The 22,213-nt window shown below is 39.1% G+C and carries 19 protein-coding genes, 2 rRNA genes and 1 pseudogene; 13 read left to right on the forward strand and 9 right to left on the reverse strand.

The window, feature by feature from the left end; translation table 11 throughout:
* The 4 genes and pseudogenes from BLT18_RS16075 to BLT18_RS16090 all read left to right on the forward strand — a co-directional run.
* Positions 1 to 107 (forward strand): 23S ribosomal RNA (locus tag BLT18_RS16075); the annotation flags it as partial.
* Positions 108 to 209: 102 nt separating this feature from the next.
* Positions 210 to 326 (forward strand): 5S ribosomal RNA (gene rrf, locus BLT18_RS16080).
* Positions 327 to 534: 208 nt separating this feature from the next.
* Positions 535 to 660, forward strand: coding sequence for a transposase family protein (locus BLT18_RS18580; RefSeq protein WP_407639935.1), 126 nt, complete (start codon positions 535 to 537; stop codon positions 658 to 660).
* Positions 661 to 842, forward strand: a pseudogene (locus BLT18_RS16090) (transposase); the annotation flags it as partial. It abuts the gene before it with no gap.
* Positions 843 to 1,319: 477 nt separating this feature from the next.
* Here BLT18_RS16090 and BLT18_RS16095 read toward each other — a convergent pair.
* The gene (locus BLT18_RS16095; protein WP_175487569.1) at positions 1,320 to 2,186 is read right to left on the reverse strand and encodes a helix-turn-helix domain-containing protein; all 867 of its coding nucleotides are present in this window, start codon (positions 2,184 to 2,186) and stop codon (positions 1,320 to 1,322) included.
* 401 nt (positions 2,187 to 2,587) lie between these two features.
* On the opposite strand from BLT18_RS16095, the gene BLT18_RS16100 reads away from it, so the two are divergent.
* The 4 genes from BLT18_RS16100 (at position 2,588) to BLT18_RS16115 (ending at position 7,799) form a co-directional block, all read left to right on the forward strand.
* Positions 2,588 to 3,964: a coproporphyrinogen-III oxidase family protein gene (locus BLT18_RS16100; RefSeq protein WP_091276337.1), complete on the forward strand. Its 1,377-nt coding sequence runs from the start codon at positions 2,588 to 2,590 to the stop codon at positions 3,962 to 3,964.
* 69 nt (positions 3,965 to 4,033) lie between these two features.
* Positions 4,034 to 5,284, forward strand: coding sequence for an MFS transporter (locus tag BLT18_RS16105; RefSeq protein ID WP_091276339.1), 1,251 nt, complete (start codon positions 4,034 to 4,036; stop codon positions 5,282 to 5,284).
* Entirely contained in the window at positions 5,274 to 5,723 is a 450-nt protein-coding gene (locus BLT18_RS16110) for a DinB family protein (RefSeq protein ID WP_175487570.1), read from the forward strand. The genes BLT18_RS16105 and BLT18_RS16110 overlap by 11 nt, the downstream gene beginning before the upstream one ends.
* 480 nt (positions 5,724 to 6,203) lie before the next feature.
* Positions 6,204 to 7,799 (forward strand): tannase/feruloyl esterase family alpha/beta hydrolase, encoded by a 1,596-nt coding sequence (locus BLT18_RS16115; RefSeq protein ID WP_091276344.1) that lies wholly within the window; start codon positions 6,204 to 6,206, stop codon positions 7,797 to 7,799.
* 109 nt (positions 7,800 to 7,908) lie between these two features.
* Here BLT18_RS16115 and BLT18_RS16120 read toward each other — a convergent pair whose 3' ends face one another.
* From BLT18_RS16120 to BLT18_RS16130, 3 genes are all read right to left on the reverse strand, one after another.
* Positions 7,909 to 9,192, reverse strand: coding sequence for a GntP family permease (locus tag BLT18_RS16120; protein ID WP_091276346.1), 1,284 nt, complete (start codon positions 9,190 to 9,192; stop codon positions 7,909 to 7,911).
* A gap of 37 nt (positions 9,193 to 9,229) precedes the next feature.
* Positions 9,230 to 10,006: a 3-hydroxybutyrate dehydrogenase gene (locus tag BLT18_RS16125; RefSeq protein WP_091276349.1), complete on the reverse strand. Its 777-nt coding sequence runs from the start codon at positions 10,004 to 10,006 to the stop codon at positions 9,230 to 9,232.
* Between the two features lie 221 nt (positions 10,007 to 10,227).
* Positions 10,228 to 11,592: a sigma-54 interaction domain-containing protein gene (locus BLT18_RS16130; RefSeq protein ID WP_091276350.1), complete on the reverse strand. Its 1,365-nt coding sequence runs from the start codon at positions 11,590 to 11,592 to the stop codon at positions 10,228 to 10,230.
* 24 nt (positions 11,593 to 11,616) lie between these two features.
* On the opposite strand from BLT18_RS16130, the gene BLT18_RS18815 reads away from it, so the two are divergent.
* The 5 genes from BLT18_RS18815 to BLT18_RS16150 all read left to right on the forward strand — a co-directional run bounded on the left by BLT18_RS18815 (position 11,617) and on the right by BLT18_RS16150 (position 17,686).
* Positions 11,617 to 11,853: an aldehyde dehydrogenase family protein gene (locus BLT18_RS18815; RefSeq protein ID WP_139184758.1), complete on the forward strand. Its 237-nt coding sequence runs from the start codon at positions 11,617 to 11,619 to the stop codon at positions 11,851 to 11,853.
* A 503-nt stretch (positions 11,854 to 12,356) separates the two neighbouring features.
* Positions 12,357 to 13,568 carry a dipeptidase gene (locus BLT18_RS16135; RefSeq protein WP_245705302.1) on the forward strand — a complete coding sequence of 404 codons (1,212 nt, stop codon included), beginning with the start codon at positions 12,357 to 12,359 and terminating at the stop codon, positions 13,566 to 13,568.
* A 145-nt stretch (positions 13,569 to 13,713) separates the two neighbouring features.
* A complete protein-coding gene (locus tag BLT18_RS16140) occupies positions 13,714 to 15,138 on the forward strand; it encodes an amidase (RefSeq protein ID WP_091276353.1) in 1,425 nt (474 codons plus the stop codon).
* A gap of 68 nt (positions 15,139 to 15,206) precedes the next feature.
* Positions 15,207 to 16,217, forward strand: coding sequence for a TRAP transporter substrate-binding protein DctP (gene dctP / locus BLT18_RS16145; protein ID WP_091276358.1), 1,011 nt, complete (start codon positions 15,207 to 15,209; stop codon positions 16,215 to 16,217).
* A 101-nt stretch (positions 16,218 to 16,318) separates the two neighbouring features.
* Positions 16,319 to 17,686: a hypothetical protein gene (locus tag BLT18_RS16150; RefSeq protein WP_091276360.1), complete on the forward strand. Its 1,368-nt coding sequence runs from the start codon at positions 16,319 to 16,321 to the stop codon at positions 17,684 to 17,686.
* 53 nt (positions 17,687 to 17,739) lie between these two features.
* Here the strand turns inward: BLT18_RS16150 and BLT18_RS16155 are convergent, their stop codons facing one another.
* The 5 genes from BLT18_RS16155 to BLT18_RS16175 all read right to left on the reverse strand — a co-directional run bounded on the left by BLT18_RS16155 (position 17,740) and on the right by BLT18_RS16175 (position 22,195).
* Entirely contained in the window at positions 17,740 to 19,059 is a 1,320-nt protein-coding gene (locus BLT18_RS16155; RefSeq protein WP_091276363.1) for a TRAP transporter large permease, read from the reverse strand.
* Positions 19,059 to 19,559 (reverse strand): TRAP transporter small permease, encoded by a 501-nt coding sequence (locus BLT18_RS16160; RefSeq protein ID WP_091276366.1) that lies wholly within the window; start codon positions 19,557 to 19,559, stop codon positions 19,059 to 19,061. The genes BLT18_RS16155 and BLT18_RS16160 overlap by 1 nt, the downstream gene beginning before the upstream one ends.
* 91 nt (positions 19,560 to 19,650) lie before the next feature.
* Positions 19,651 to 20,433 carry a dioxygenase family protein gene (locus BLT18_RS16165; RefSeq protein WP_091276369.1) on the reverse strand — a complete coding sequence of 261 codons (783 nt, stop codon included), beginning with the start codon at positions 20,431 to 20,433 and terminating at the stop codon, positions 19,651 to 19,653.
* A gap of 400 nt (positions 20,434 to 20,833) precedes the next feature.
* On the reverse strand, positions 20,834 to 21,853 hold the full coding sequence (locus BLT18_RS16170; protein WP_091276371.1) for an NAD(P)/FAD-dependent oxidoreductase: 1,020 nt from the start codon (positions 21,851 to 21,853) through the stop codon (positions 20,834 to 20,836).
* Between the two features lie 66 nt (positions 21,854 to 21,919).
* The gene (locus tag BLT18_RS16175) at positions 21,920 to 22,195 is read right to left on the reverse strand and encodes a ferredoxin (protein WP_091276373.1); all 276 of its coding nucleotides are present in this window, start codon (positions 22,193 to 22,195) and stop codon (positions 21,920 to 21,922) included.
* Positions 22,196 to 22,213: the final 18 nt, after the last annotated feature.

Here is a 22,213-nt window from a genome sequence, read left to right on the forward strand (position 1 = left end):
CGCCAAGCTAGTAAGACCCCTTGCAGATGACAAGGTTGATAGGTCTGAGGTGGAAGCGTGGTGACACGTGGAGCTGACAGATACTAATCGGTCGAGGGCTTATCCAACACAAAGGAAAGCGCCTCGAAGAGGCTCTTCGCATTCGTTATGCAGTTTTGAGGGAGCAATCCCATCTATATAAAGAACAGGATGCATATCCTGTACCCAAGCCTGGTGGCGATAGCAAAGAGGTTCCACCCGTTCCCATGCCGAACACGGAAGTTAAGCTCTTTTGCGCCGATGATAATGAAGGGGAAACCCTTTGTGAAAGTAGGACGCTGCCAGGCAACCGATAAGCTGTCAGAGTATAATCTGACAGCTTTTTTGTGTATGAAAGTTTGTTGGGGCTGTTATCATTTTCCCTTTTGGGCTCTACAATATTTGTTAGAGTTTTAGAAAATTGGGCATAAAAAACACGCAAACTCCATTATCCTTTACACTTGAATTGTGCCGAAACAAGAAAAGGATAGGAGCTGCGTGTATATGCATTTTACCATGAATATCCCTGGCTTAGAAGAGACGATCGTGAAGAAAGTGCACCGTTGTCCCGCGTGTGGGGAACGGACGAAACGGGTTCATGATTATCGCACCCAAAAAATGCAACACCGGTATGTCTTTTGAGCCTTGGATCGTGTGAGAAGAAGAGTGCAAAAAACTTCCATGAGTATGATCGGAAGAAATGCAAGCGCATGAAGCATGTGTTTAACAAGAGGTATGAGACATTAACTGACAAGCAGGTTTGGTATTTAGAACGGTACCTGCATCTTTCCAATGAACTCAGGGTCGCCTATCATCTTAAAGAGGAGAAGGGAAAGAGTCAACAGAAGCATGGGAAATCCCCGTGCTTCCTCAGATGTGTACGTTAATTACCTTTATGAGGGTTTCCGGCATGGTCTGGTTTTCCAGATTTGCCCGCATGATCAGTTTTGCCGCATTTATGAGATGAGATTGTCAACTCCCTTTTCCACAGGAAGTCTCCAGTACCTCATAAGGATCGAGCTCCTCATTTGCGTTTAAATCTCTAAATTCAAGCCCATACACTTCAATCACACACATCTTTGACGCATGTCTCCACATCTTTCACTTGTTCAGGAGAACTTGCGGCGTAAAATGAAGACGTATAAGTGAAGTAGTGAATAACGGAGCAAATGAGTCTAGCATTACCTTTTTAATGTAACCTTGTCAAGCAGGCAAAGTCTTATACAGACATCACCAAAATTGCTACTACTTTTTATTCTGTTTTTAAAACCGAGACATAGAAGTAAAATAAGTTAATAAATTTAATCCTTGTCCATAGTGAATTTCAATTCTTTAATTTTATTTGCTGAATTTTTATCGTCTTTTAATTCAAAAATTGTGAGTGCTGCGTTAATGAGGGATACAGCCTTATTTTTGTTTCCTTTAACCTGATAATAATTTGACTTTTGATAAAGTAATTCACCAAGAACTATCATCATCTCATGATCAATATTTAATCTTATTCCCTTATTAGCAAAGTACAAAGAGTCTTTATATTTGTTTACCAACGAATAGGACTTGGATAAATTATAGCAATTCTTTATGATGAACTTTATATCTATACCCTTAGGATATTTACAAATTCTATTAATCAATTCAAATATTTTTATACCTTCCTCGATTTTACCTTGTGAAGAAATTATTATTGCTTTGGAATTGATGATACTAAGATCTTGCTGGTTATAAGCATTTATTTTTTTATGGATGGGAATTAATGAGTTAATAATATGAAGGGATTTTTCGATATTTTTATCTTGATAATAAATAATTAAAGCACTCACCCATTCTAAGTAATTTCTATACTCACTCTTTTTGAAAATGGGTTCCTCTTTCAAGAGTTTGAGTTTGTGTTTTAGTTCATTAAATTGTTTATCATTAATGAGATAATTAATATCACTTTTTACTTGATGTACGTATTCGATCTCTTTTTCCTTTGCTTGCAGTAATAAATAACTTGGCTCAATCCCCAAATTCTCTGCAATTTTTGTAAAAGTAGTTATATATGGAATTACAATGCCTCTTTCGATCTTGCTTATTTCTGATTGACTACACACCCCCTTACATACTTCTGCTTGTGATAACCCTAAATATTCTCGTAAATCGCGAATAACCTCACCAACTCCATACATAGACAACTCACCTTTTGAGATATTCATAAATGAATACAAGAGTTTAAAATAATCTGTAAATTTTAAACTGTGAGAATTATACGTGATGAAATCATTCATATCGCTAACTGAGACACTTTGCTTACTTCACTAGAATTACATAACATTAAAGAAAACAAAAGGAAGTGTGATAGAAATGATAATTACTCCTTTGTTTTCCTCTTGCATCGATACTTTTGTCTTTGATTGGGTACACGGTTAATTATTAATCCTACAGAGGAGGTGATAAATATGAGAACAGAATGGCTGGTTGTTTAATACTAATTATTATAGTTGGACCGTTTCTTGATAGCAACAGTCTACATTAAAAGTGCGGTTTTCCATTTCCGCACTTTTAAAAATTTTTTATGGGGTGAGTTCTTATGAATTTGAACATTAATAATATGCCTTTTGATGAAATACCGGCACTTTGGAACTTTTTCTATCCTGTAACTGGAAACCTTGAAACAACAAAAGACCATGCTCCAGCCTTAGTAAAAGATTATTTAAATGAAGATACAAATACAGAAGGGCTTACTAGCTTATATTTACATATTCCTTTCTGTGATACTATATGTACCTTTTGTCCTTTTATCAAGACTACTAAATATGCAGAGAACCTTGTACCCTATGTTGACGCCCTTGTCAAAGAAATTAAAAAGCTGTCATCCACTCCGAGACTGAAAGGAAGAAAAATAGATTCAATATATATTGGGGGAGGGACACCATCTGTTTTAAAACCTGATCAAATTAAACGTTTAGGTGAAGCGATAACATCTAACTTTGATTTAGCTGATGATTATGAATGGACATTTGAATGTGCTGCATTAACTACAACTGAGGACCGGGTCAAAGCGATGACTGAAGTAGGTGTAAATAGAGGAAGTTTTGGTGTACAAACATTCAATCAAAAGTTTAAGAAGATGTTCAATTTACAATGGTCTGATGAACAAGTACAACATACTAGGGATCTTATGATGCATTATTTTAATGCATGTAATATGGATCTTCTCTATCACCTTCCGGGTCAAACCTCCGCTGAAATTTTGGAGGATTTACACAAATCAATTGCCTTGAACACATCTAGTATCGACGTTTACCCACTTGAATACCTCGCAGCTGAGAAGAACTTTCTTAGCAAGATCAATAAAAATAGATATCCAACACCACCATTACCCTTGGAAAAAATTAATCAAAACAAATTAATATATGATACTTTGAATCAAAGTGGATACTTCCAAAATTATGTATACACTTTCACAAAAAAGGATGCAAAGTATAAACGATTCAAATTCAGTGAAACAATTTATGGGAATTATGAAGATGAATTCTTTGCACTTGGAATAGGGGGACATTCAACATTTAAAGGTTTGTCTTATGACAACGTCGGCGATGTAAAAACCTATATTGAAATGGTTAATAAAGATATTTTACCTATTGGCAGGGCGATGAAATATCATGCTTACGAACGAGGTTTGATCTTTTTCCCTAAAAAAATGAGAATTGGCAAAAAACAGCTAGCTAAATACAACTTGGATACGTATTACTATCAAAAGCTTAATGAGTTGGAATCAAAAAATATGATATATCAAACAGCAGATGAGTTTATTTTGACTGATGAAGGTAAGGTTTGGTTTGCAAATATTATGGTTGAGCTTATGCCGCCTGAACAAAGAAAAGCACTCGAATATGCCGTAGGCAGCATGCAAGAGGCGAAAGATTGGAAAGAAGAGTCAAAAACTACAGTGATAAGCACGTAAGGGTAGTTTGTTTTGATCTGATTGACATCTTGTTATTCAGATCTTTCTTTTTTAAGGGAGGAAGTATAGATGCTTGTAAAACGTAATGGAAGTTTTAGAAACTTATATTTTGGTCAACTGTTTTCTGTTTTCGGTGACTGGATAAAAACAATATCACTTATAGGTTTTGTGTTTCATTTAACTGGTAGTGCAAATGCAACTGGCATTTTGTTTTTACTTGCAATTATTCCCCAAATCACGGTGTCCTTTTTTTCCGGCCCGTTTATTGATAAATTTAATAAAAAGAAGCTGATCATTTATCTTGATTTTATTCGTTTTGTTTTAGGGATAGCTTTGGTCTTCTCTGTTTATCTCGAACAATTATTACTAGGCCTAGCCATAGTATTTATTACAAATGTTTTTTCTGCAATATTCATACCTGCGCGATCTGCGTTCATACCTCAAATTATTGACAAAGATGATATTGTCGCTGCAAACAATATTTTACTGGTGAGTTTTAATGTTACCATGGCGGTATCTACCGCCATTGGCGGGGTAATACTAGCTTTTCTTGGAACGCATAATGTCCTTTTACTTTCGGCTTTCATGTACTTACTCTCTGCTGTGTTTGTATTTTTTGTTAAATATACCCCCTCAACAGAAAAGGTTTTTGAACAAACTTCCTATGTTAAACAACTAAAAGAAGGGTATTCTCTGGTAAAAGAATCAAGTTTACTCAAAAGCACATTCTTGATGAACGGTATGCGAGATTTCGTAACAGGGGCAGTTAATATTATGTTTAATACTATAATCTTGACTCACTTTTTAATGGGGGATACAGGTATTGCATATGGGTATACTGCAACTGCCGTAGGCTTTCTTGCATTAGGATTAATTGCGAAAAAGTTTATAAAAAAATCTGTCTTAGAAAACCAAAATAAATTAGCGAATTTTTCTTTAACAATGGTTACACTATACGGAGTATTATTGGCTGTAACCTTTTCTCTAAACAACTTTTGGTTTTTCCTAGTCTTCATACTATTAATGAATATCCCTCAAGGTTTACTAAATATTTCGTTTGAATCTAGTGTCATGCATAATGCAACTGATACTCATAAGGGCAGGGTGTTTGCATTTCTCATGACATTTACTCGTCTAGGATACGTATTTGGACTTTTAATGTTTATTGCTTTGAGTAGCGTTTTGAGCGTCTCTCAATACGGCTGGTTGTTATGTCTTTTATTAGTGTTAACCGGTATTATAAACAAAAAGATACATTCAACGAACGTGGAAGAGAAACCTTTAGTTTCATCCAATGAGGTGTATACACATGAAGGATAAGTGGATTGGATATTACTGTAAGCAATGGGAACGAACTCGCAAAAGAACCATTCAATTGATTGAACAATCCAGTGACGAAGTATTCGGACACTCACCAAAAAAACAATATAGTTTTATTAAACAGGTGCTCCATATCATGGAGTGGGAAATTGAAATGTTTCAGAGAGCAGGTTTCAATATTGAGCATCAATTAAATGAAGCGGAGGTGAAGTCAAAACGTCAACTTCTCGATTACACGTTAAATGTAACAAAGACAACAAAGGGTTACATTGATGACCTTGGTGACGATATCCTGAACATAATGATCCCAATTAACACCATAGAAACACCATTTTACGAAGTTTTATTGGACCTGATAGATCATGAAGCCCATCATAGAGGACAAATAGTAAGTTATTATAGAAATTTTGATATGTCCCCACCTAATTATGAGATATAAGTTATTCTTATGCTAAAATCAGCACTATCCTCAAAAGCGCCTAATAAGGTGCTTTTTTTAGATTCACTTATGCTGCTGTGGGGTAAGGCTTCCTCTCTTTCTATTCTTCCTTATATAAATGTAGCTGTATACCACTTCATGGATCGCTAGATTACTTAAAACCGGCTGAATATAAGTCTATGAACCTTTAAAAATCTGTTCAATTTATTGTTGACATACCATCAAGTGGTATTTATTTTACGTTCGTCATAAAAACATATTTCTATTTGCCACTGTTTAATGTATTATTAAGTTTATAATATTTAGAATATTATAAACTAAGGGAGGTCTTGTCCAAAAAGATGCAAAAATTGTAAGCGTGCACCTACTCAGAAGATAGGGGGTGATAGTCAGCTGACAACATCATTTTTATTCGTAAAAACATGTAACATCATCGAAAAAGAAACAGCGTACAAAATGAAAAAGGAGGCAATACACTAGATGGATAAATCGATGTCGAAAACCTTTTTACTTATTGTTTTACTAGTCCTAAGTACGGTCGTCTCAAGCCACAGTTTTGCAAAAGAAACGAAGGATATCCCCGTGGATGGTGGGAAGGAAAAATGTGAGGATTTCGTTGGAATGAGTATTTCAAAATCAGTCATTGGATTAAGGACGTCAGGAGCTGAAATTACTTCTGCTGACTTTATATCGGATACCAGCAGCGACGAATATTGCCAAGTAAACGGTGCGATTCATCCAGTTGATTCTACTGCTCCGGACATCAACTTTCAAGTGAACTTACCTATGAGTTGGAATCAAAAAGTCCTGCAAATGGGGGGAGGCGGCTTTAACGGCGTCTTGGTAACGGGTTTAGATAACAATCGTTACGATCCAGAGGGAAGCCCCACGCCACTGGAGAAAGGTTATGTCACGTTTGGAAGTGATTCAGGTCACCAATCAACTGATGATTGGGATGGGAGTTTTGCTGCAAACGAGGAATCGTTAGAAAACTTTGCTGGCGATCAGCTCAAGAAAACATATGATACCGCGATAGAGATTATTGAAAAGTATTACCAAGAAGAACCAAGCCGCGTATATTTTTCAGGGGGCTCAGAAGGAGGACGTGAAGGCCTGGTTGCTATTCAGCGCTGGCCGCAAGACTATGATGGTGCGGTTGTTTTATATCCTGTTTACAATTGGATTGCCAAAGCGATTCAAGACAATCGCAATACTCAGGCGTTGTATCAAAATGGCGGTGAAGGCTGGATCAGTCCGGATGACAACGAAATCATTTATAATACAGTTATGAACGTGTGCGATACTTTGGACGGCGCTCAGGACGGAATTATCAGTAATACGGAAGCATGCTCGGGTAAAACAGAACAAATTTTTACTAAATTAAAAGACGCTGGAATCACTGATGCTCAGATCGATGTTATTAAAGTATTCAACTCCCCTTTGGAATTTGATTTTAAACTTGATAACCAGTTCGATTCAATTGCAGGCTATTCTCAGCTTGCTGGTGCCAATTTAGGAAGACAATTCGGAGCAACACCAACTCCGTCATCCTATAAAGAATTCGGCGCCATGGGCCAATTTTCTGATCAGGTTCTTCGCTACAAAGTAACAAAAGATCAAAATTTTGATTCATTAACATTTGATCTAAATAACTGGAAAAAAGAAATTAAAGATGCTTCAAAACTTCTTGAGGCTTCCGATCCAAACTTGTCTGCTTTTAAAGCACTAGGAGGAAAAGTAATTTTAGTTCATGGCACAGCAGATGAGGTTGTCACTCCTTATGGAACCATTGAATATTATGAAAAACTGCAAGATCGTTTTGGCGGTAAGCTACATGATTTTATGAAGTTCTATATGGTCCCGGGCTATGGACACGGAGGAGGCACATTCACCATGACGGCTGACTTATTAGGAGAATTAGATGAATGGGTAGTAGAAGGGGACGAGCCGACAAATTTAGTTGCAAAAGACCGTAATCATGATAGAACACGCCCATTATGTGAGTATCCTGCATGGCCGAAACATAATGGTACTGGTAATATCAACGACGCATCCAGTTTTACATGCGTGCAATAAAAAGAGGAAGGTTCAATCTTGATGGTAGAATTGGACCTCTTTCGCAGGATATTATGAAATTAACAAGAAACCGGACGCTCATTAGAAAGCGCCGGTTTGTATGGTGCTATTAATAGATGCCAAGAGATGCTAAAAGAATAGCAACGCCGACGGAGAGAACTGGAATCAGGACAGCAACAACAAAGATATCTTTGTAACTGTCTTTGTGTGTCATTCCGGTGATTGTAAGCAAGGTCAGCACCGCGCCGTTATGTGGCAGGGCATCAAGACCGCCGGATGCAAGGGAGGCAACGCGGTGGAACGCTTCGGGGTCGATGCCGGTTTCCATAGCTATTTCATAGTAGCGCACCCCGAGAGCTTCGAGTGCAATTCCCATACCGCCGGAAGCTGATCCTGTAGCCCCGGCTAAAATATTTACCGCCACCGCTTCTGAGATTAATGGATTACCGCGGATACCCATCAACAAGGCAGTAAGACGTTCAAATCCAGGAACTGCTTGCACTACCGTTCCAAAGCCAACAGCGGCACTTGTATTGATAATCGCAATCACAGATCCTCCCGCACCTTCGTTAATAGACTTGATGAATCCTTTGAATTTTGAAAGGTTTAACAGCATAATAAGGATGATACCTGACAGGAGAGCGACAACGATATCCCAGTTGAACACGTTTAATGTAACAAGTACGGTTAGTAAAGGAATGATTGATAACATGAAGGGAGGCGCAGCGCCTTCTGCGTTGAATACGTTGTTATCTTTTGGCTCTGTATATGTTTCTCCCTTAGCTGTCAATTGTTTCTCACGCCAACGCAAGTAAAGGTATCCGCCGACAGCCATGACGATGGCAGCTGCAATTCCCATAACCGGGGCAGCCATTGCGTTTGTTCCAAAGTGCTCGGTTGGAATCAGGTTTTGAATTTGCGGTGTCCCGGGTACAGCTGTCATTGTAAAGGTGAAAGCTCCTAATGCGACAGTTCCAGGAATGAGGCGTCTGCTTATGTTTGCTTCGCGGAATAAAGTTAAAGCCAAGGGATAAACAGCGAAGACAACAACGAATAAACTAACGCCTCCATATGTTAAAACAGCGCAGGAAACGAGAACTCCCAGGATAGCTCGTTTTGTGCCGATAACCTTTGTGAAAGCAACAGCGACAGATCGTGCCATCCCAGTGTCTTCCATCAGCTTCCCAAAGACAGCACCAAGCATAAATACAGGAAACCAGCTCTTCGCGAAACCGACAAAGCCGCCCATGTAGGTATCTGTGTAGGCTTCAAGCAGATCAAGCCCTCCTGTCCAGGCGACAACGCCAGCGGCAATGGGTGCGACCCAGATAATGGACCAGCCAAGGTAAGCGAGTGCCATTAATACAATGAGGCCTAGTATGATGCCGAACATGCAAACTCCTCCTTTTTAACGCCTGCTCTTATACAAATTACTGAGCGGTGTAGCCGCCATCAAGAACAGCAGCCTGCCCTGTAATTCCTTTTGCCTGCTCACTTGCCAAAAACATCGTATAGTCGGCCACTTCCTGGACATCGATGAGGCGTTTTTGTGGAACAAGTGGATAAATAACTTCTTCTAGTGCCTTTTCGACAGATACACCGCGATTTTTTGCTAAATCTTCCATTTGATTTCGAACGAGGGGTGTATCAACATAGCCGGGGCACATGGCGTTTACGGTAATTCCATGCTCAGCACCTTCTAGAGCAGCTACCTTTGTTAATCCAATTACACCATGTTTCGCACTGTTATAAGCGGCTTTTCCCGCAAAACCAATGAGCCCGTTGATAGAAGCCATATTAATCACGCGGCCGTTTCCCTGTTTTTTCATCATCGGCAAAACGTACTTCATGGCCATAAATGGCGCGACAAGCATCACTTTTGTCATAAGCTCAAATTTCTCCGTTGGAAATTCTTCCATTGAAGCGACATGCTGAAGACCAGCATTATTGATTAAAACATCGATTCGCCCGTAAGTTTCCACCGTTTGATTAACAGCCTGTTGAATATCTTCTTCTTTTGTGACGTCACAAGGCAAGCCCATGCACTCATATCCCTTCTCTCTCAACTCGTTGGTAACCGCTTTCAATTTTTCGTGATGAATATCAGAAAGTATTACTTTTGCTCTGCTGCGGGCAAATGCGGCACCGATTTCATATCCAATCCCGCTTGCAGCTCCTGTAATAAAAACAACCTTATCTGTGACCATAAGACATCCTCCTTTTTCTCTTTGTTTTATTGAAAAGCAAGATTTGTGCCAAGTCGCTGAGGGATAGCAGCAAGCGTTATAACAGGAAATGGGGCAAAAAATAAAAAAGCTCTTTCCGATAATTCGGAAAGAGGGTATTTGATGATGTTATTCTTTTAGTTGTTGAAAGGGGGGGAACAACAGTTTCCGTTAATTCGGAAATAATTCCGTTTTTTTGGAGTTCATAATCGGTACTTTTTCACTTTATCGTAAAAGCTTGATTTTCCAATATTTAATTTGGCTGCAGCCTCTAATTTATTACCATTTGTTTCTTGAAGGGCTTGCAGAATAGCTTGTCTTTCTGTTCGTTCAAGAATTTCTTTTAAGCTTCCTCTTTGGACAGGAGCAGGAGAAGCAGTGGGCTGCAAGTGTTCGGGCAGGTCTTCTTTTGTGATGATTTCCGTGTTTGTTAAATGGACTGCAGATTCAATAACATTTTCAAGTTCGCGGACATTACCGGGCCAAGAATAAGCAGTAAAGAAGTCTATTACCTCCGAGTTAAAGTCGACGACGCGTTTGCCAGTACGATTTGTAATATGATGAAGCATGTACTTGGCAGTAATACGAATGTCTTCGGGACGTGTACGAAGCGGTGGAATTTCGATTTGAATGACGTTAATTCGGTAAAACAGATCTTCACGGAAACGGTTTTCTTCAATTAATTTCTCCAAAGGCTGATTGGTGGCAGTGATAATACGTACGTCGACTTTTTCGGGAGTGACTGACCCGATTCGTTCAACTTCTCCTTCTTGCAGGGAGCGCAATATTTTCACCTGAGCATCTTTTGGCATATCACCAATTTCATCAAGAAAAAGCGTCCCGCCGTGAGCGAGCTGAAATTTCCCAGGCTTCCCGCCTTTTTGAGCCCCCGTAAAGGCGCCTTCTTCATAGCCAAACAGCTCCGATTCCAGTAAGTGGTCGGGGATAGCTGCGCAATTCACTTTAACAAAAGGTTTCGTATGCCGCTCGCTTAATTGATGAATGCTATGGGCAAACAATTCTTTTCCCGTTCCGCTTTCCCCGCGAAGAAGAACAGATACATCACCAGAAGCCACTTTTTTGATTTTTTCTTTTACTTGATTTAATGCCGCTGAACTGCCGACTACATCATGAAGAGAGTACGTGGCTCCATTTTGGCTTTCAAGCTGCTTGCGGTAATAGTCCATCTGCAAGAGAAAGTCTTTCACTTGGCTGTTCATGTTCATCAACTCTTGGGGATCGCGGTAAAGAACGGTGCCGACCGCTCCGACCACTTTGCCGTCGGCCCATACCGGTGTACGGCTCGCAATCATATGATTGCCGCGGATGTATTGTAAATCAGCGGTTTCTTCTTTTCCGGTCTGGACGACAATGTGCATTCTCGTGTTTTCAATAATATCTTGAACCGGTTTTCCGATTGCCTTTGCCCGGTCTATCCCTAAAAACTCACTGTAATTCTCACCGAGATATGTAATAAGCCCATTCTCGTCTACCACAACGAACCAATAATCCGACTTCTCCAAAATCGTCTCTATGATTTGTTTGCTGTACTTTCCGAAATATTCCATGTCATCTGCTTCCTCCTTTCTAATATGCTTGTTAAAGGCTGTTTCGTTTATTTTATTATAAGGCAAGCACGGATAAAACTTCTTTTATCAGCAAGACAGATAGAGTCTGGTGTTACCGGTATTAATGGGAGCGTGGATTCCTCTTTAGGAATGCATGAAGTGCCTTTTGGCGGAGTGAAGCAAAGCGGAATTGGCTGGGAACGAGGAAAAGCTGGGTTAAAAGAATATGTCCATTACCACGGTATTACTTATCATAAGTGAACGTTGTAATCTAGGTGTTTAACCTGTTTAAAAATCTGCTGGATTATAGTAAATCAGATTATACGAGGGTCAGGACAGTTGGACCAAAATCTCATCGGTACCATCTAGGAGATAGTATCGGCGGAGGTTTTCATGATTTGAAGATTGTAAGCAATGTATTTATATGGAAAAATTAATCGTAAAAACCTGTTTAATTGCAACCGAGGCATTGTTTCTTTATAAGAAACAATGCCTTAGTTATTAGAGGTTCCCATTGCTCAGTGCTTTTCAAAGTTGATCATCACGCCTATCAGTTTTTATGAAAAATTGTGCAATAAATTAGTCAAGATAACTTTATTCAGCAAATAAGATATTGACTATCAGTGTTTATTCTATTTAGGATTTGTTTCTAAATATGAAATTTTCTCATTGTTTAAATTTTTTAAATATCTTATAATTAGTTCATCATCAAATAAAACGGTTATGCTGCAGGAGAAAAAGCTATCAGCAAAGGGGAAAGCGAGATGATACCGATGAACCTTAAAGAATACAATGGTTATCAATCGTATGATTATTTGACCGCTAATAAGGATTATAAGAAATATGAACTAGATGATGATTTAGAACGAGTCCCGCCTTTTTCGCTAGATTTGACAGAGGAACAGGAGGCAAACCTAAAAGAAATATTCACGAAGCATCCTGTCGTGTCATTGCGGGATCACGGTTTTATCGTTCCTGAAAAAAGTGAAGACATTTTGCCATACTGTGGTGAATTGCATACGGCCTTTCATTATGAAGGAATCGCCAAGTCAGGAATGGACGTTATGTTTGAGAACTTCATGGATGGTATAACGATTATTACTTCAAAAAACGGTCTGAAATGGGATGACGTGATTTACATGCTAGGGATGAGATATGCAGATATACAAAAGCAAGACACTGTGTTTATCGCAAGTTCTTATAAAGATTTACAGCAGGCAAAACAAAAAAAGAAAGTAGCGGTATTGCCATCCTTGGAGACAGCGAACATTTTAGAAAATGAAGTGAATAGAGTGGACATTCTCTATGGTCTAGGGATTCGATGCATGGGGATTACCTACAATGAATCAAACACACTGGGTACAGGCTTGGCTGAAAAAAATGACGGTGGATTAACAAACTTTGGCCGCCGTGTAGTTGAAAGAATGAATCAATTAGGGATGATTATTGATATTTCTCATTGCAGTGACAAAACAAGTATAGATGTTATAGAACTCAGCCAAGATCCGGTTTTCATTACCCATGCAGGCGCTCGTGCTTTGTGGAATACGCCTAGGATGAAGCCGGATTATGTGTTGGAAGCCTGTGCAGAAAAAGGTGGTGTAATTGGTATATGTGCAGCTCCTAACACTACATTAACTAAACGTTCGTCCGAACACACCATAGAATCAGTGATGGAGCACTTTGAGTATATAAAAAACTTAGTAGGCATCGACCACGTTGGATTAGGACCAGATACTTTTTATGGTGATCATGTTGCCCTGCAGAATGCTTTTGATGATATACTGCGCATTTCTGATTCGCACAGCGGAGAGTCATTTGAGGACTCAGCATATGTCAAGGGGTTGGAAAATCCGACGGAAGCGATGAAAAATATGGTTGGCTGGCTGATTAAAAACGATTATACAAAGAGTGATATTAAAAAAGCAGTTGGCTGGAATGCTATGAAAATAATGAAAAGTATTTTAAAAGATTAACAGTACTTCATCATAAAAAAAGAGGAGGCTGAAAAAATGACTTTAGCTCATTTTTTAGAAGGCATACTTGAAAGAGAGGAAATCGAGAAATTACTAACTGAGCCCGCTTTTTCCTTTTTACTAGATGAAATGGAGGAGGAAGAACATGAGTAATCTCTTATTTTCAGATATAGAAACAGTCAGCGCTATGATGAAAAATAAGGAACTTTCCCCTGTGGAATTATTGAAAGAAACAATGGATCGTATTAAAAAATACGAACCGGAACTAAATGCATTTATAACTGTAATGGAAGAAGAAGCTGCTGGGGAAGCTCGTCGGGCAGAAGCAGATATCCAACAAGGCAATAATAAAGGGCCATTGCACGGAATTCCAATTGCTGTAAAAGATATCCTTCAAACAAATGGAGTACGTACGACTGGAGGCTCCAAAATTTTTGAAAACTGGTTCCCCGATGAAGATGCTGTTTCTGTTCAAAAATTGAGACAGGCTGGAGCAGTTATTATAGGAAAAGCAAACCTGCATGAGTTTGCGATGGGAGCTACGACAGAAAACCCTCATTTTGGAAACGCAAAAAATCCTTGGGATTTAAAAAAGATTCCTGGAGGATCCAGTGGCGGATCTGCTGTTGCAACAGCAGCGGGAATGGCTTTTGGTGCTCTTGGAACGGATACTGCGGGTTCTATCCGACTTCCAGCAGCAATCTGTGGAACAGTGGGATTTAAACCTACTTATGATTTAGTGAGTCGGGAAGGAAGCTTTCCATTCAGCTGGTCTCTTGATCATGTAGGACCGATGACAAGAACAGTAAATGATGCTGCTCATATGTTAAATGTTTTAAGCAGTACAGACAGCAGCGAAAAGTTGGATAAGTCCTGGTTAAACAAACCAATGGATAACTTGAAAGGCATCACACTAGGTTTTCATGAAAAGTACATGTATGCAGGTATTGAGCCTGAAGTGAAACGAGTAATTGAAAAGGCTTTTCAGCAATTAGAAAAATTAGGAGCAAAAATTATTCCAATAGAACTGCCTTTGATAGATGAGGCGTTGGATGCTTTAAGAAAAATTGCCCAATCGGAAGTTATTACATACCATGAACCGCTGTTGGAAAAATATGAAGCAATTTATGGTAATGATTTGAAATATCGTTTCCAATTCGGTAGTGATATCTCGGCAAAAGACTATATTAATGCGCAGAGAACTCGAAAGTTATTTATACAAAAAACGCTGAGGCAGATGGCGGACATCGATGCTCTGATTGGACCTACCAATGTTCAGGAACCATTTAATATTGGAACAATGGTGCCGGAACAAGCAATAAGCAATATGTTTACACTGGGAAAAACCCCGCTTGCTAATATATTAGGGTTTCCGGCATTATCTGTGGCCAGTGGTTTTACAGAAAATTCCCTTCCAGTTGGATTACAGATTATTGGTAAACCGCATGAAGACATGAAAGTATTGCAAATTGGCAGTTGTTATGAGCGGTCTGAAGGATGGGTAGAAAAATTGAAAGAAAATAAAAATTACATTAACCCTCGTCACGACGCAGAAAAGATAGAAAAATAGACTGAAATGTTGATTTTATGTTCAGTAAATACTCATAAATGTAATCATCAGGGGAGGAGAATATAGTAATGAAGGCTAAATTCATATTTATTTATTGCGTTTTGCTCTCATCAATGCTCATTTTCGCAGCTTGTTCAAGCTCTGATGAGGCAGCCACTGAGGGAGGAGAAGGTAATACTGTCACGCTGAATGCGGTGAGCTTCTTAGCGAAAGACCATCCGCTGACAGAAACGTTACATGACTGGGTAGAGGCAGTAGAGGAAACGACTGAAGGCAGAGTGGAAATCAATTGGAGAGGCGGAGCCGATGTTATTCCTATCGGAGAGCAGTTTGAAGCGATGCAGTCAGGTGCAATTGATGTTAACTTCACTTATATTGGTCAGTACCAGTCAATGGCTCCAGAATCTTTAAGTATACCTTTATCCCAGCTTGAACCTTGGGAAGAACGAGAAAGTGGTTTTTATGATTTTATGGTTGAGCGGCACAAAGAATTAAATACAATGTATTTAGGTCGCTGGCTTACAGGGTCACCACGCCTGTGGTTGAACGAACCTATTGATGAAGTTGCTGATTTAGAAGGTATGTCTGTCCGTTCTGCCCCTAACTACAATCGTTTTTTTGATGAATTGGGAATTAACTCAAAGATGATTGATCCATCCGAAGTTTATACATCGCTGCAAACAGGTGTGGTAGAGGGATTTGTATACGGGGGATTTAATGGCCCGAGAAAAGATGGTTGGACTGATTCTACGAAGTATGTATTAGACCATCCATTTTGGACCCAAAACTGCGTTATTTTAATGAATGATGATAAGTGGAATGACATTTCAGAAGATGATCAAGAGGCTATTGTACAAGCAACCGCCGAATATGAGAAAGATATGGTAGCGCATTACGAAGAGCTAGATGAAAAAGAAATTGAAGAACTGCAGGCTATTGGTGTGGAGCTCTTTGAACTGCCACAGGAAGAGGCGGATAAGTTTTTAGAAACAGCGTATGAAACAGAGTGGCAGCACTTGGAAGGAGAGGTGCCGGAACTTGTAGATGAATTAAGAAAATTAACAACAAAAGAAGAGTAACATATTTTTCATGTAAATTGAATGAGCTGATTACCAAATCAGCTCTTTTTTTAATGAAGGAGATTGTTATATCAGGAACGTAAATAAATGGGGTCTTTCTAATGATTGTTTGGGTTAAAGAACATTTATATTTGTTGTACTCGGGTGTACTGCTGGTTTTTATTGTGAACTACTTTATTTCCAATGTATATATGGAGTACGCAATAGGCGTGGCAGCAATAGTACTGTTGATATTGTCTTATCCAGGGGCCAGTACGTTATTTCGGACGCTCGGAATCATATTTAGTGTATCTGGAGTCGTTTTTTATAGTTATTCTGGCCTGCCTTTTTATAAAATTCCTACACTGATGACTTCTACTATGCCATTACTGGCGTTTTTAACTGTGCTGCCTTTTATGACTAGTGTGGTTCATGCAGGGCGTTTTGACCGGCGTATTAATCAGTTATCAAATGTTAACGTGAACGATTTGGGCAGGCTTTATCCTAGAAGCTCATTTACTGCTTATATGCTAACACTTTTTATTAATTTGTCAGCGTTGTCCATATCCCAAGAGGTACTCAAGAGTAATTTAAGAGCTGTAAAGAAAAGAGTAAGAGATTCGTTTATAAGTAACGCAACCTTAAGAGCTTTTGCTTGTGCCCAAGCGTGGAGCCCTATGGAGATAATAGTAGCAATTACAATAGATTCGATAGGAATCAACTTTTTTGTTATACTGCCTTGGCTGTTTCTTTGTTCTGTTATTGTAATATGCGGTGATTGGTTATTCGGGCGAAAGAAATTTAAGTCGGTGCCTTATAATGTTGGCAAAAGTGGAGCAAAAACACTAAAGACGAAAAAAATATTATTTGATATTTTAAAACTGCTCAGCGCCCTCATGGTTTTCTTGGTCGTTGTAGTTATGATGGGTAATTACTTTCATTTGAATTTTATTTTGTCGGTTACGCTGGTGCTGATTCCATTTACGTTTATTTGGGCATTGTTGTTGAAGCGGCTGCGAACGTTTTGGATTATTGGATGGAGGACTTGGAAAGCCAATACAAATAAACTGCAAAATTTTATGGTGCTATTCTTATCCTTGGCTCTATTTTCGAATAGTTTAAGTGAAACGACATTCAGTCAGCTTGTTCAGCGACCGTTCTTAGCATTTACCGATAAACCGCTAGTTATATTGATTTTTATACAACTTCTATTTTTATTCATGGGGATTGTGGGAATCCATGCTATAGTTACGATGGGCGTATTAGTGGAAGTGCTTCAACCTTTGAGCGGTATAATTAGTCCTTTGAGTATGGGGATTGTATTAATATCAGGAGCCATGGCAACGGCAACAGTTGGCCCGTATGGGGTAACGGTTACAATGACGTCAATGAACACTCTGCAAAACCCCTATCGCATTTCAGTGCGGAATATGCCATTTGCTATTTTTTATTGTGGGATAGGGTTAATTATTGGAGGTTTGTTATTATAAAAAAGCGAGAGGCTGTTGAAAGCTTCTCGCTTTTTTATATGTCTCACTTGCTATTATTGTGTCATTAGACTTGGAAGCCATAAAGATAAAGAAGGGAAGAAAATAAGAATGAACATTAATACTACGTTTAATACTAAAAACGGTGTAACTGCTTTGTAAATATCAACCATTGTAATCGAATTCCGAGGCATAACTGATTTCATAGCGAATAGGTCCATTCCGAATGGAGGAGTAATTGTAGCAATTTGCATATTAAGCAATATGATAACCCCGAACCACAGGGGATCAAAACCCATGCTGCTAGCTATAGGCATTAGAACCGGGAGCGTCATCATCATGATAGAAAGCGGTTCCATAAAACAGCCTAAAATCAGTAATGCCAGCTGGAGAAGAATCAGGATAATTAATGGATGGAATTCTAACTCACTGACAATTTGTACAAGCCCCTGTGTTACACCGGTATAACTGAGTATTTGGCCAAATGTAGTGGATCCAATAATAATCATATAGATCATGACACTAGATCTAAAGGTTCCGGTAAGGGAGTCCCAAATACTTTTCCATGTTAGTCCTCCGTAAAAATAGGATAGAATAACGGTTCCAACTGCTCCTAGAGTGGCGCTTTGTGTGGGCGTACCAAACCCTAGTATAATTACACCCAGTAACAAGAAGACGACAATTCCCAGCGGAAGTATGTATTTCACTGTATCAGTAATTTTCTCTGAAAGCGGTACTTTCTCTACATTATATTTTGGAGCAAGATGTGGTTGAAGATAGCTTCGTACTACTATGTAGATAAGAAACAAGAGAGCGAGCAATATACCAGGAATAAAAATGGCGACCAAAAAGTGGCCAACTGGTATAGAGGCTAATGATGCCAATAGAATACCTAAAGCAGTAGGTGGAATCATCGTTGCTAGACCTGCACTTCCGAGGATGGGGCCTACAGACATCGCATGACTGTATCCTTTTTTCTGCATGTCTGGGACTAGAAGAGAACCTAACAGCGCTGTGCTTGCTACACTTGATCCGCTTAACACAGAAAAAAACGTCCCGCTCCCAACTGCTACAATGCTTAAACGTCCCGGCAGACGACCAAGCCACTTACCAATTGTTTCGAACACTTTAATCCCAAGCCCTGTACGAAACATGATTTCTCCCATTAATATAAACATGGGAATAGGAAGTAATGAAAACTTAGATACAGAATCAAAAATGTTCAACACTAATTGATTGACTCCAGCTGCGCCATTCCAAAGCAAAATGGCTCCTACCAAATTAACAGTTAAAAAAGCAAACGCAATAGGGAGGCCTATGACAAATAAAGTAATTAATCCTCCGAAAATTAGAAGTAATGTAATCCACCATTCCATTACACATGTCTCCTTCCGTTCCCGGAAATAAAGGAAATGATATTTCTGAGAAATTGTACCGTCAGGAATAAGAAACCGATAGGTATTATAATTAACAAGATGAAACGGGGTATCTGCAGCATGGCATCAGTATATGCACCTTTAGTGTACATTTCTATAGTTGCCAAAAAGCCGAAAATAGTAATAACGATAGAGACGATAAAACCAATACAAGAACTGATAAAAGTAAAAAAGTTCCTTATACGTTCTGGCAAGTGGTTAAGTACGAGGTCGAATTGGATGTGGCCATTCTCCCGCAGCAACCAAGCAGCTCCAAAAAAAGTAAGAAAAACCAGCAGGTATTCGGTTATCTCTAGGACCCACGGAATAGAATGGTTTAATACGTTGGCAGAAAAGACATCTGCAATGATAAGAAACGCTATAATAACAAGTATTCCTCGGCCGAGATAAGACATTGCATTTAAGAAACTATTAACCAGTTTATTTAGTTTCGCAACCATAATTCATCATCCTTATCAATCCATAGAAGTAGAAAAGACAGGAAAGAGGTTGTTCAAACCCCTTTTCCTTTTATATATGATGATTGTTTATTTACGCTTTTCTCATTACGAAGTTCAAAGAAGCTTCTTTGTGACTTCCATTGTCTTCTAATTTTGTCACTAATTCTTCCCGGACACCTTCTGCCACATCGGTTTCCAGCCATTTGTCACCTTCAAAGAATACTTGCGTGATCAACGTCTCGTGTCCTTCTGTTTCGAACATTAAGTGAAGGTGAGCAGGACGCATGGGATGCTGATCCATGTACTCCAGGAATTCCCCGGTTGGCCCTTGATCAGGAATAGAATATGGTACCGGCACGAATGTTTTAACTTCAAAGTTTCCATTTTCATCCGTATAAAAGTGTCCTCGTAAATTGTAGCGTGGAGCATCAGAGTCAAAAGCAGAGTACTTCCCTCCCGCATCGTTCTGCCACATTTCAACACGAGTGTTTCCAAGCTTTCGACCATCAACGGAACTTACATTTCCCTTAAAGTAGAGGACTTCTCCTTCCTCATCGGGACGTTGGGTTAACACAAACGGTTCTCCTGGATCTGCTTCAAGGCGCGGTGATCCATCAATAAAATATGGTCCTAAGAGAGATGGTTGTGTACCTGGCATGTCTGTATACATAGCTTTTAACACGTGGGTTTCTAGGAAGACGTCTGCATAAAGCGGAAGTTCGCCGGATCGGCCGAGGCGGTCGGCCCAATGAACAAAATTCGTGTACTCTTGGTGATTTAATTCAGCCTCTTTTAAAAATGCTTGCACATGTTTAATAAATAAGTTGAAAACTTCTTCTACTCGTTCATTCTTTTTTGTTACTTGCTTTTCCATTAAACATCTCTCCCATTCTAAAATAAATATATATGAATGTCATAGTTTGTAAATCCCAGGACTCAAGGTTTTTGAATGAAAATGGAAACAGATTTGCGTTGCTGCTCTTTTCCTTGAAAGAGGTCAAAGGACTGAGAAGTTCTGTGCAAAGAATATTCTTCTGCAGAATGTATTAATGACTGCTTAAAAGTATTTTCCGTTACATAATGTTCGATACTGTTCATGACGAAAGGTGAAAACTTACGCTGATGTGTTGACGTCAGTGTATAAAGCAGTATGAAGCGAGTGAGTTAGTTTTCAGTGAAAAGCAAGAAGAAATAACCGTGCCAACATCTCATTTGAAGACCAGAAAATTTGGAATCTTTTCAGTTGATTTAAGTCGTATAAAATGAATCAAGCACTAAATGAAAGACTTTTCTTTTTGACTGTTTCCCATTACACTTGTACTATGAGCTGGTTGTACTCTAGCTTTTGGATCTATATATACTTTAGCATTACTCACTGCTACCGGAGCTTCGCCGAAGCCGGTGGCAATCAGTTTCACTTTGCCATCATACGTACAAATGTCTCCCACAGCATAGATACCTTCTATATTAGTCTCCATTTTTGAATTAACGACAATGCTGTTTTTTTCAATTTCAAGACCCCAGTTTTTGATTGGACCGAGGGTAGAGGCAAAACCATAATTACATATCACTTCATCCACATCGATTGTTTGTTTGGCATCGCCTTTTACTTCTTCTAAAACGACCTGCTCAATACGATTTTCCCCGATTAATTCTGAAGGGACGTAAGGAGTCATAATACGGACAGCTGATTTTTTTAGTTGGTCAACGCTGTGTTCATGAGCGCGGAATTTATCCCGCCGGTGAGCGATTGTCACTTCTTTAGCAATTGGTTCCAACATAAGAGCCCAATCGACCGCAGAATCCCCTCCGCCGAACAGTTGAACTCTTTTATTCTTAAAGTAGTTTAAATCTTTAATAAAATAGTGCAAGTTTTGACTTTCATATCGTTCAGCTGTATCTATCTTAAGTTTTTTAGGCTGGAAAGCTCCATTGCCAGCTGTAATAATGATTGTTTTAGAATAATGAACGCTTTTATTCGTCGTAATTTCAAAGTTTCCCTTACTGTCTTTGTGGATATCAACCACTTCTTGATTTAAATGAGCGGCTGGTTCAAATTGGTTCATCTGTTCAATTAAGTTATCGACCAGCTGTTGTGCTCCTACTTTGGGAAACCCAGCAACATCGTAAATATATTTTTCTGGATAGAGAGCAGACAGCTGCCCTCCGAGGTGAGGGAGACTTTCAATAATATTAACGGACATTTGCCGCATACCAGCATAAAAAGCTGTGAAGAGTCCGGCAGGCCCACCTCCAATAATCGTAATGTCAAAAACTTTGTCTGACTGATTCATCCACTCACTCCCTGTGCTATTTCTTGATAGAGAAGAAAGGAACCAGCTTAACTAGAATCACTCTAGTTAAGCTTTCCAGTAAGCTTCTGTTGCCTCTTCAAATTTAGTAGGATTTCCGTCAAACGATTCTTCTGCTATCTTAATAGATTCTGTTGGACAGCCATCTAAGGCATCTTCTAAGTCCTCGTGTAAATCCTCGGGAACTTCTTTAACACCTGCATTATTGTCTAAATGAACGAAGGACAGCCCTTCATCGTCATATTCAAAAATGTCGGGAGCGGTTTCACCGCAAGCACCACATGCAATACAGGTATCTTGATCAACAATTGTAAACTTAGGCATCGTGTTACCCCCCTCTTT

It is taken from the genome of Alteribacillus persepolensis, assembly GCF_900099605.1.
Lineage (GTDB): Bacteria > Bacillota > Bacilli > Bacillales > Marinococcaceae > Alteribacillus > Alteribacillus persepolensis.

Coding starts and splice junctions, on each gene's coding strand:
- BLT18_RS18580 (WP_407639935.1), top strand. CDS start 535: ATGAATATCCCTGGCTTAGAAGAGACGATCGTGAAGAAAGTGCACCGT.
- BLT18_RS16095 (WP_175487569.1), bottom strand. CDS start 2,186: ATGTATGGAGTTGGTGAGGTTATTCGCGATTTACGAGAATATTTAGGG.
- BLT18_RS16100 (WP_091276337.1), top strand. CDS start 2,588: ATGAATTTGAACATTAATAATATGCCTTTTGATGAAATACCGGCACTT.
- BLT18_RS16105 (WP_091276339.1), top strand. CDS start 4,034: ATGCTTGTAAAACGTAATGGAAGTTTTAGAAACTTATATTTTGGTCAA.
- BLT18_RS16110 (WP_175487570.1), top strand. CDS start 5,274: ATGAAGGATAAGTGGATTGGATATTACTGTAAGCAATGGGAACGAACT.
- BLT18_RS16115 (WP_091276344.1), top strand. CDS start 6,204: ATGGATAAATCGATGTCGAAAACCTTTTTACTTATTGTTTTACTAGTC.
- BLT18_RS16120 (WP_091276346.1), bottom strand. CDS start 9,192: ATGTTCGGCATCATACTAGGCCTCATTGTATTAATGGCACTCGCTTAC.
- BLT18_RS16125 (WP_091276349.1), bottom strand. CDS start 10,006: ATGGTCACAGATAAGGTTGTTTTTATTACAGGAGCTGCAAGCGGGATT.
- BLT18_RS16130 (WP_091276350.1), bottom strand. CDS start 11,592: ATGGAATATTTCGGAAAGTACAGCAAACAAATCATAGAGACGATTTTG.
- BLT18_RS18815 (WP_139184758.1), top strand. CDS start 11,617: ATGCTTGTTAAAGGCTGTTTCGTTTATTTTATTATAAGGCAAGCACGG.
- BLT18_RS16135 (WP_245705302.1), top strand. CDS start 12,357: ATGATACCGATGAACCTTAAAGAATACAATGGTTATCAATCGTATGAT.
- BLT18_RS16140 (WP_091276353.1), top strand. CDS start 13,714: ATGAGTAATCTCTTATTTTCAGATATAGAAACAGTCAGCGCTATGATG.
- dctP (WP_091276358.1), top strand. CDS start 15,207: ATGAAGGCTAAATTCATATTTATTTATTGCGTTTTGCTCTCATCAATG.
- BLT18_RS16150 (WP_091276360.1), top strand. CDS start 16,319: ATGATTGTTTGGGTTAAAGAACATTTATATTTGTTGTACTCGGGTGTA.
- BLT18_RS16155 (WP_091276363.1), bottom strand. CDS start 19,059: ATGGAATGGTGGATTACATTACTTCTAATTTTCGGAGGATTAATTACT.
- BLT18_RS16160 (WP_091276366.1), bottom strand. CDS start 19,559: ATGGTTGCGAAACTAAATAAACTGGTTAATAGTTTCTTAAATGCAATG.
- BLT18_RS16165 (WP_091276369.1), bottom strand. CDS start 20,433: ATGGAAAAGCAAGTAACAAAAAAGAATGAACGAGTAGAAGAAGTTTTC.
- BLT18_RS16170 (WP_091276371.1), bottom strand. CDS start 21,853: ATGAATCAGTCAGACAAAGTTTTTGACATTACGATTATTGGAGGTGGG.
- BLT18_RS16175 (WP_091276373.1), bottom strand. CDS start 22,195: ATGCCTAAGTTTACAATTGTTGATCAAGATACCTGTATTGCATGTGGT.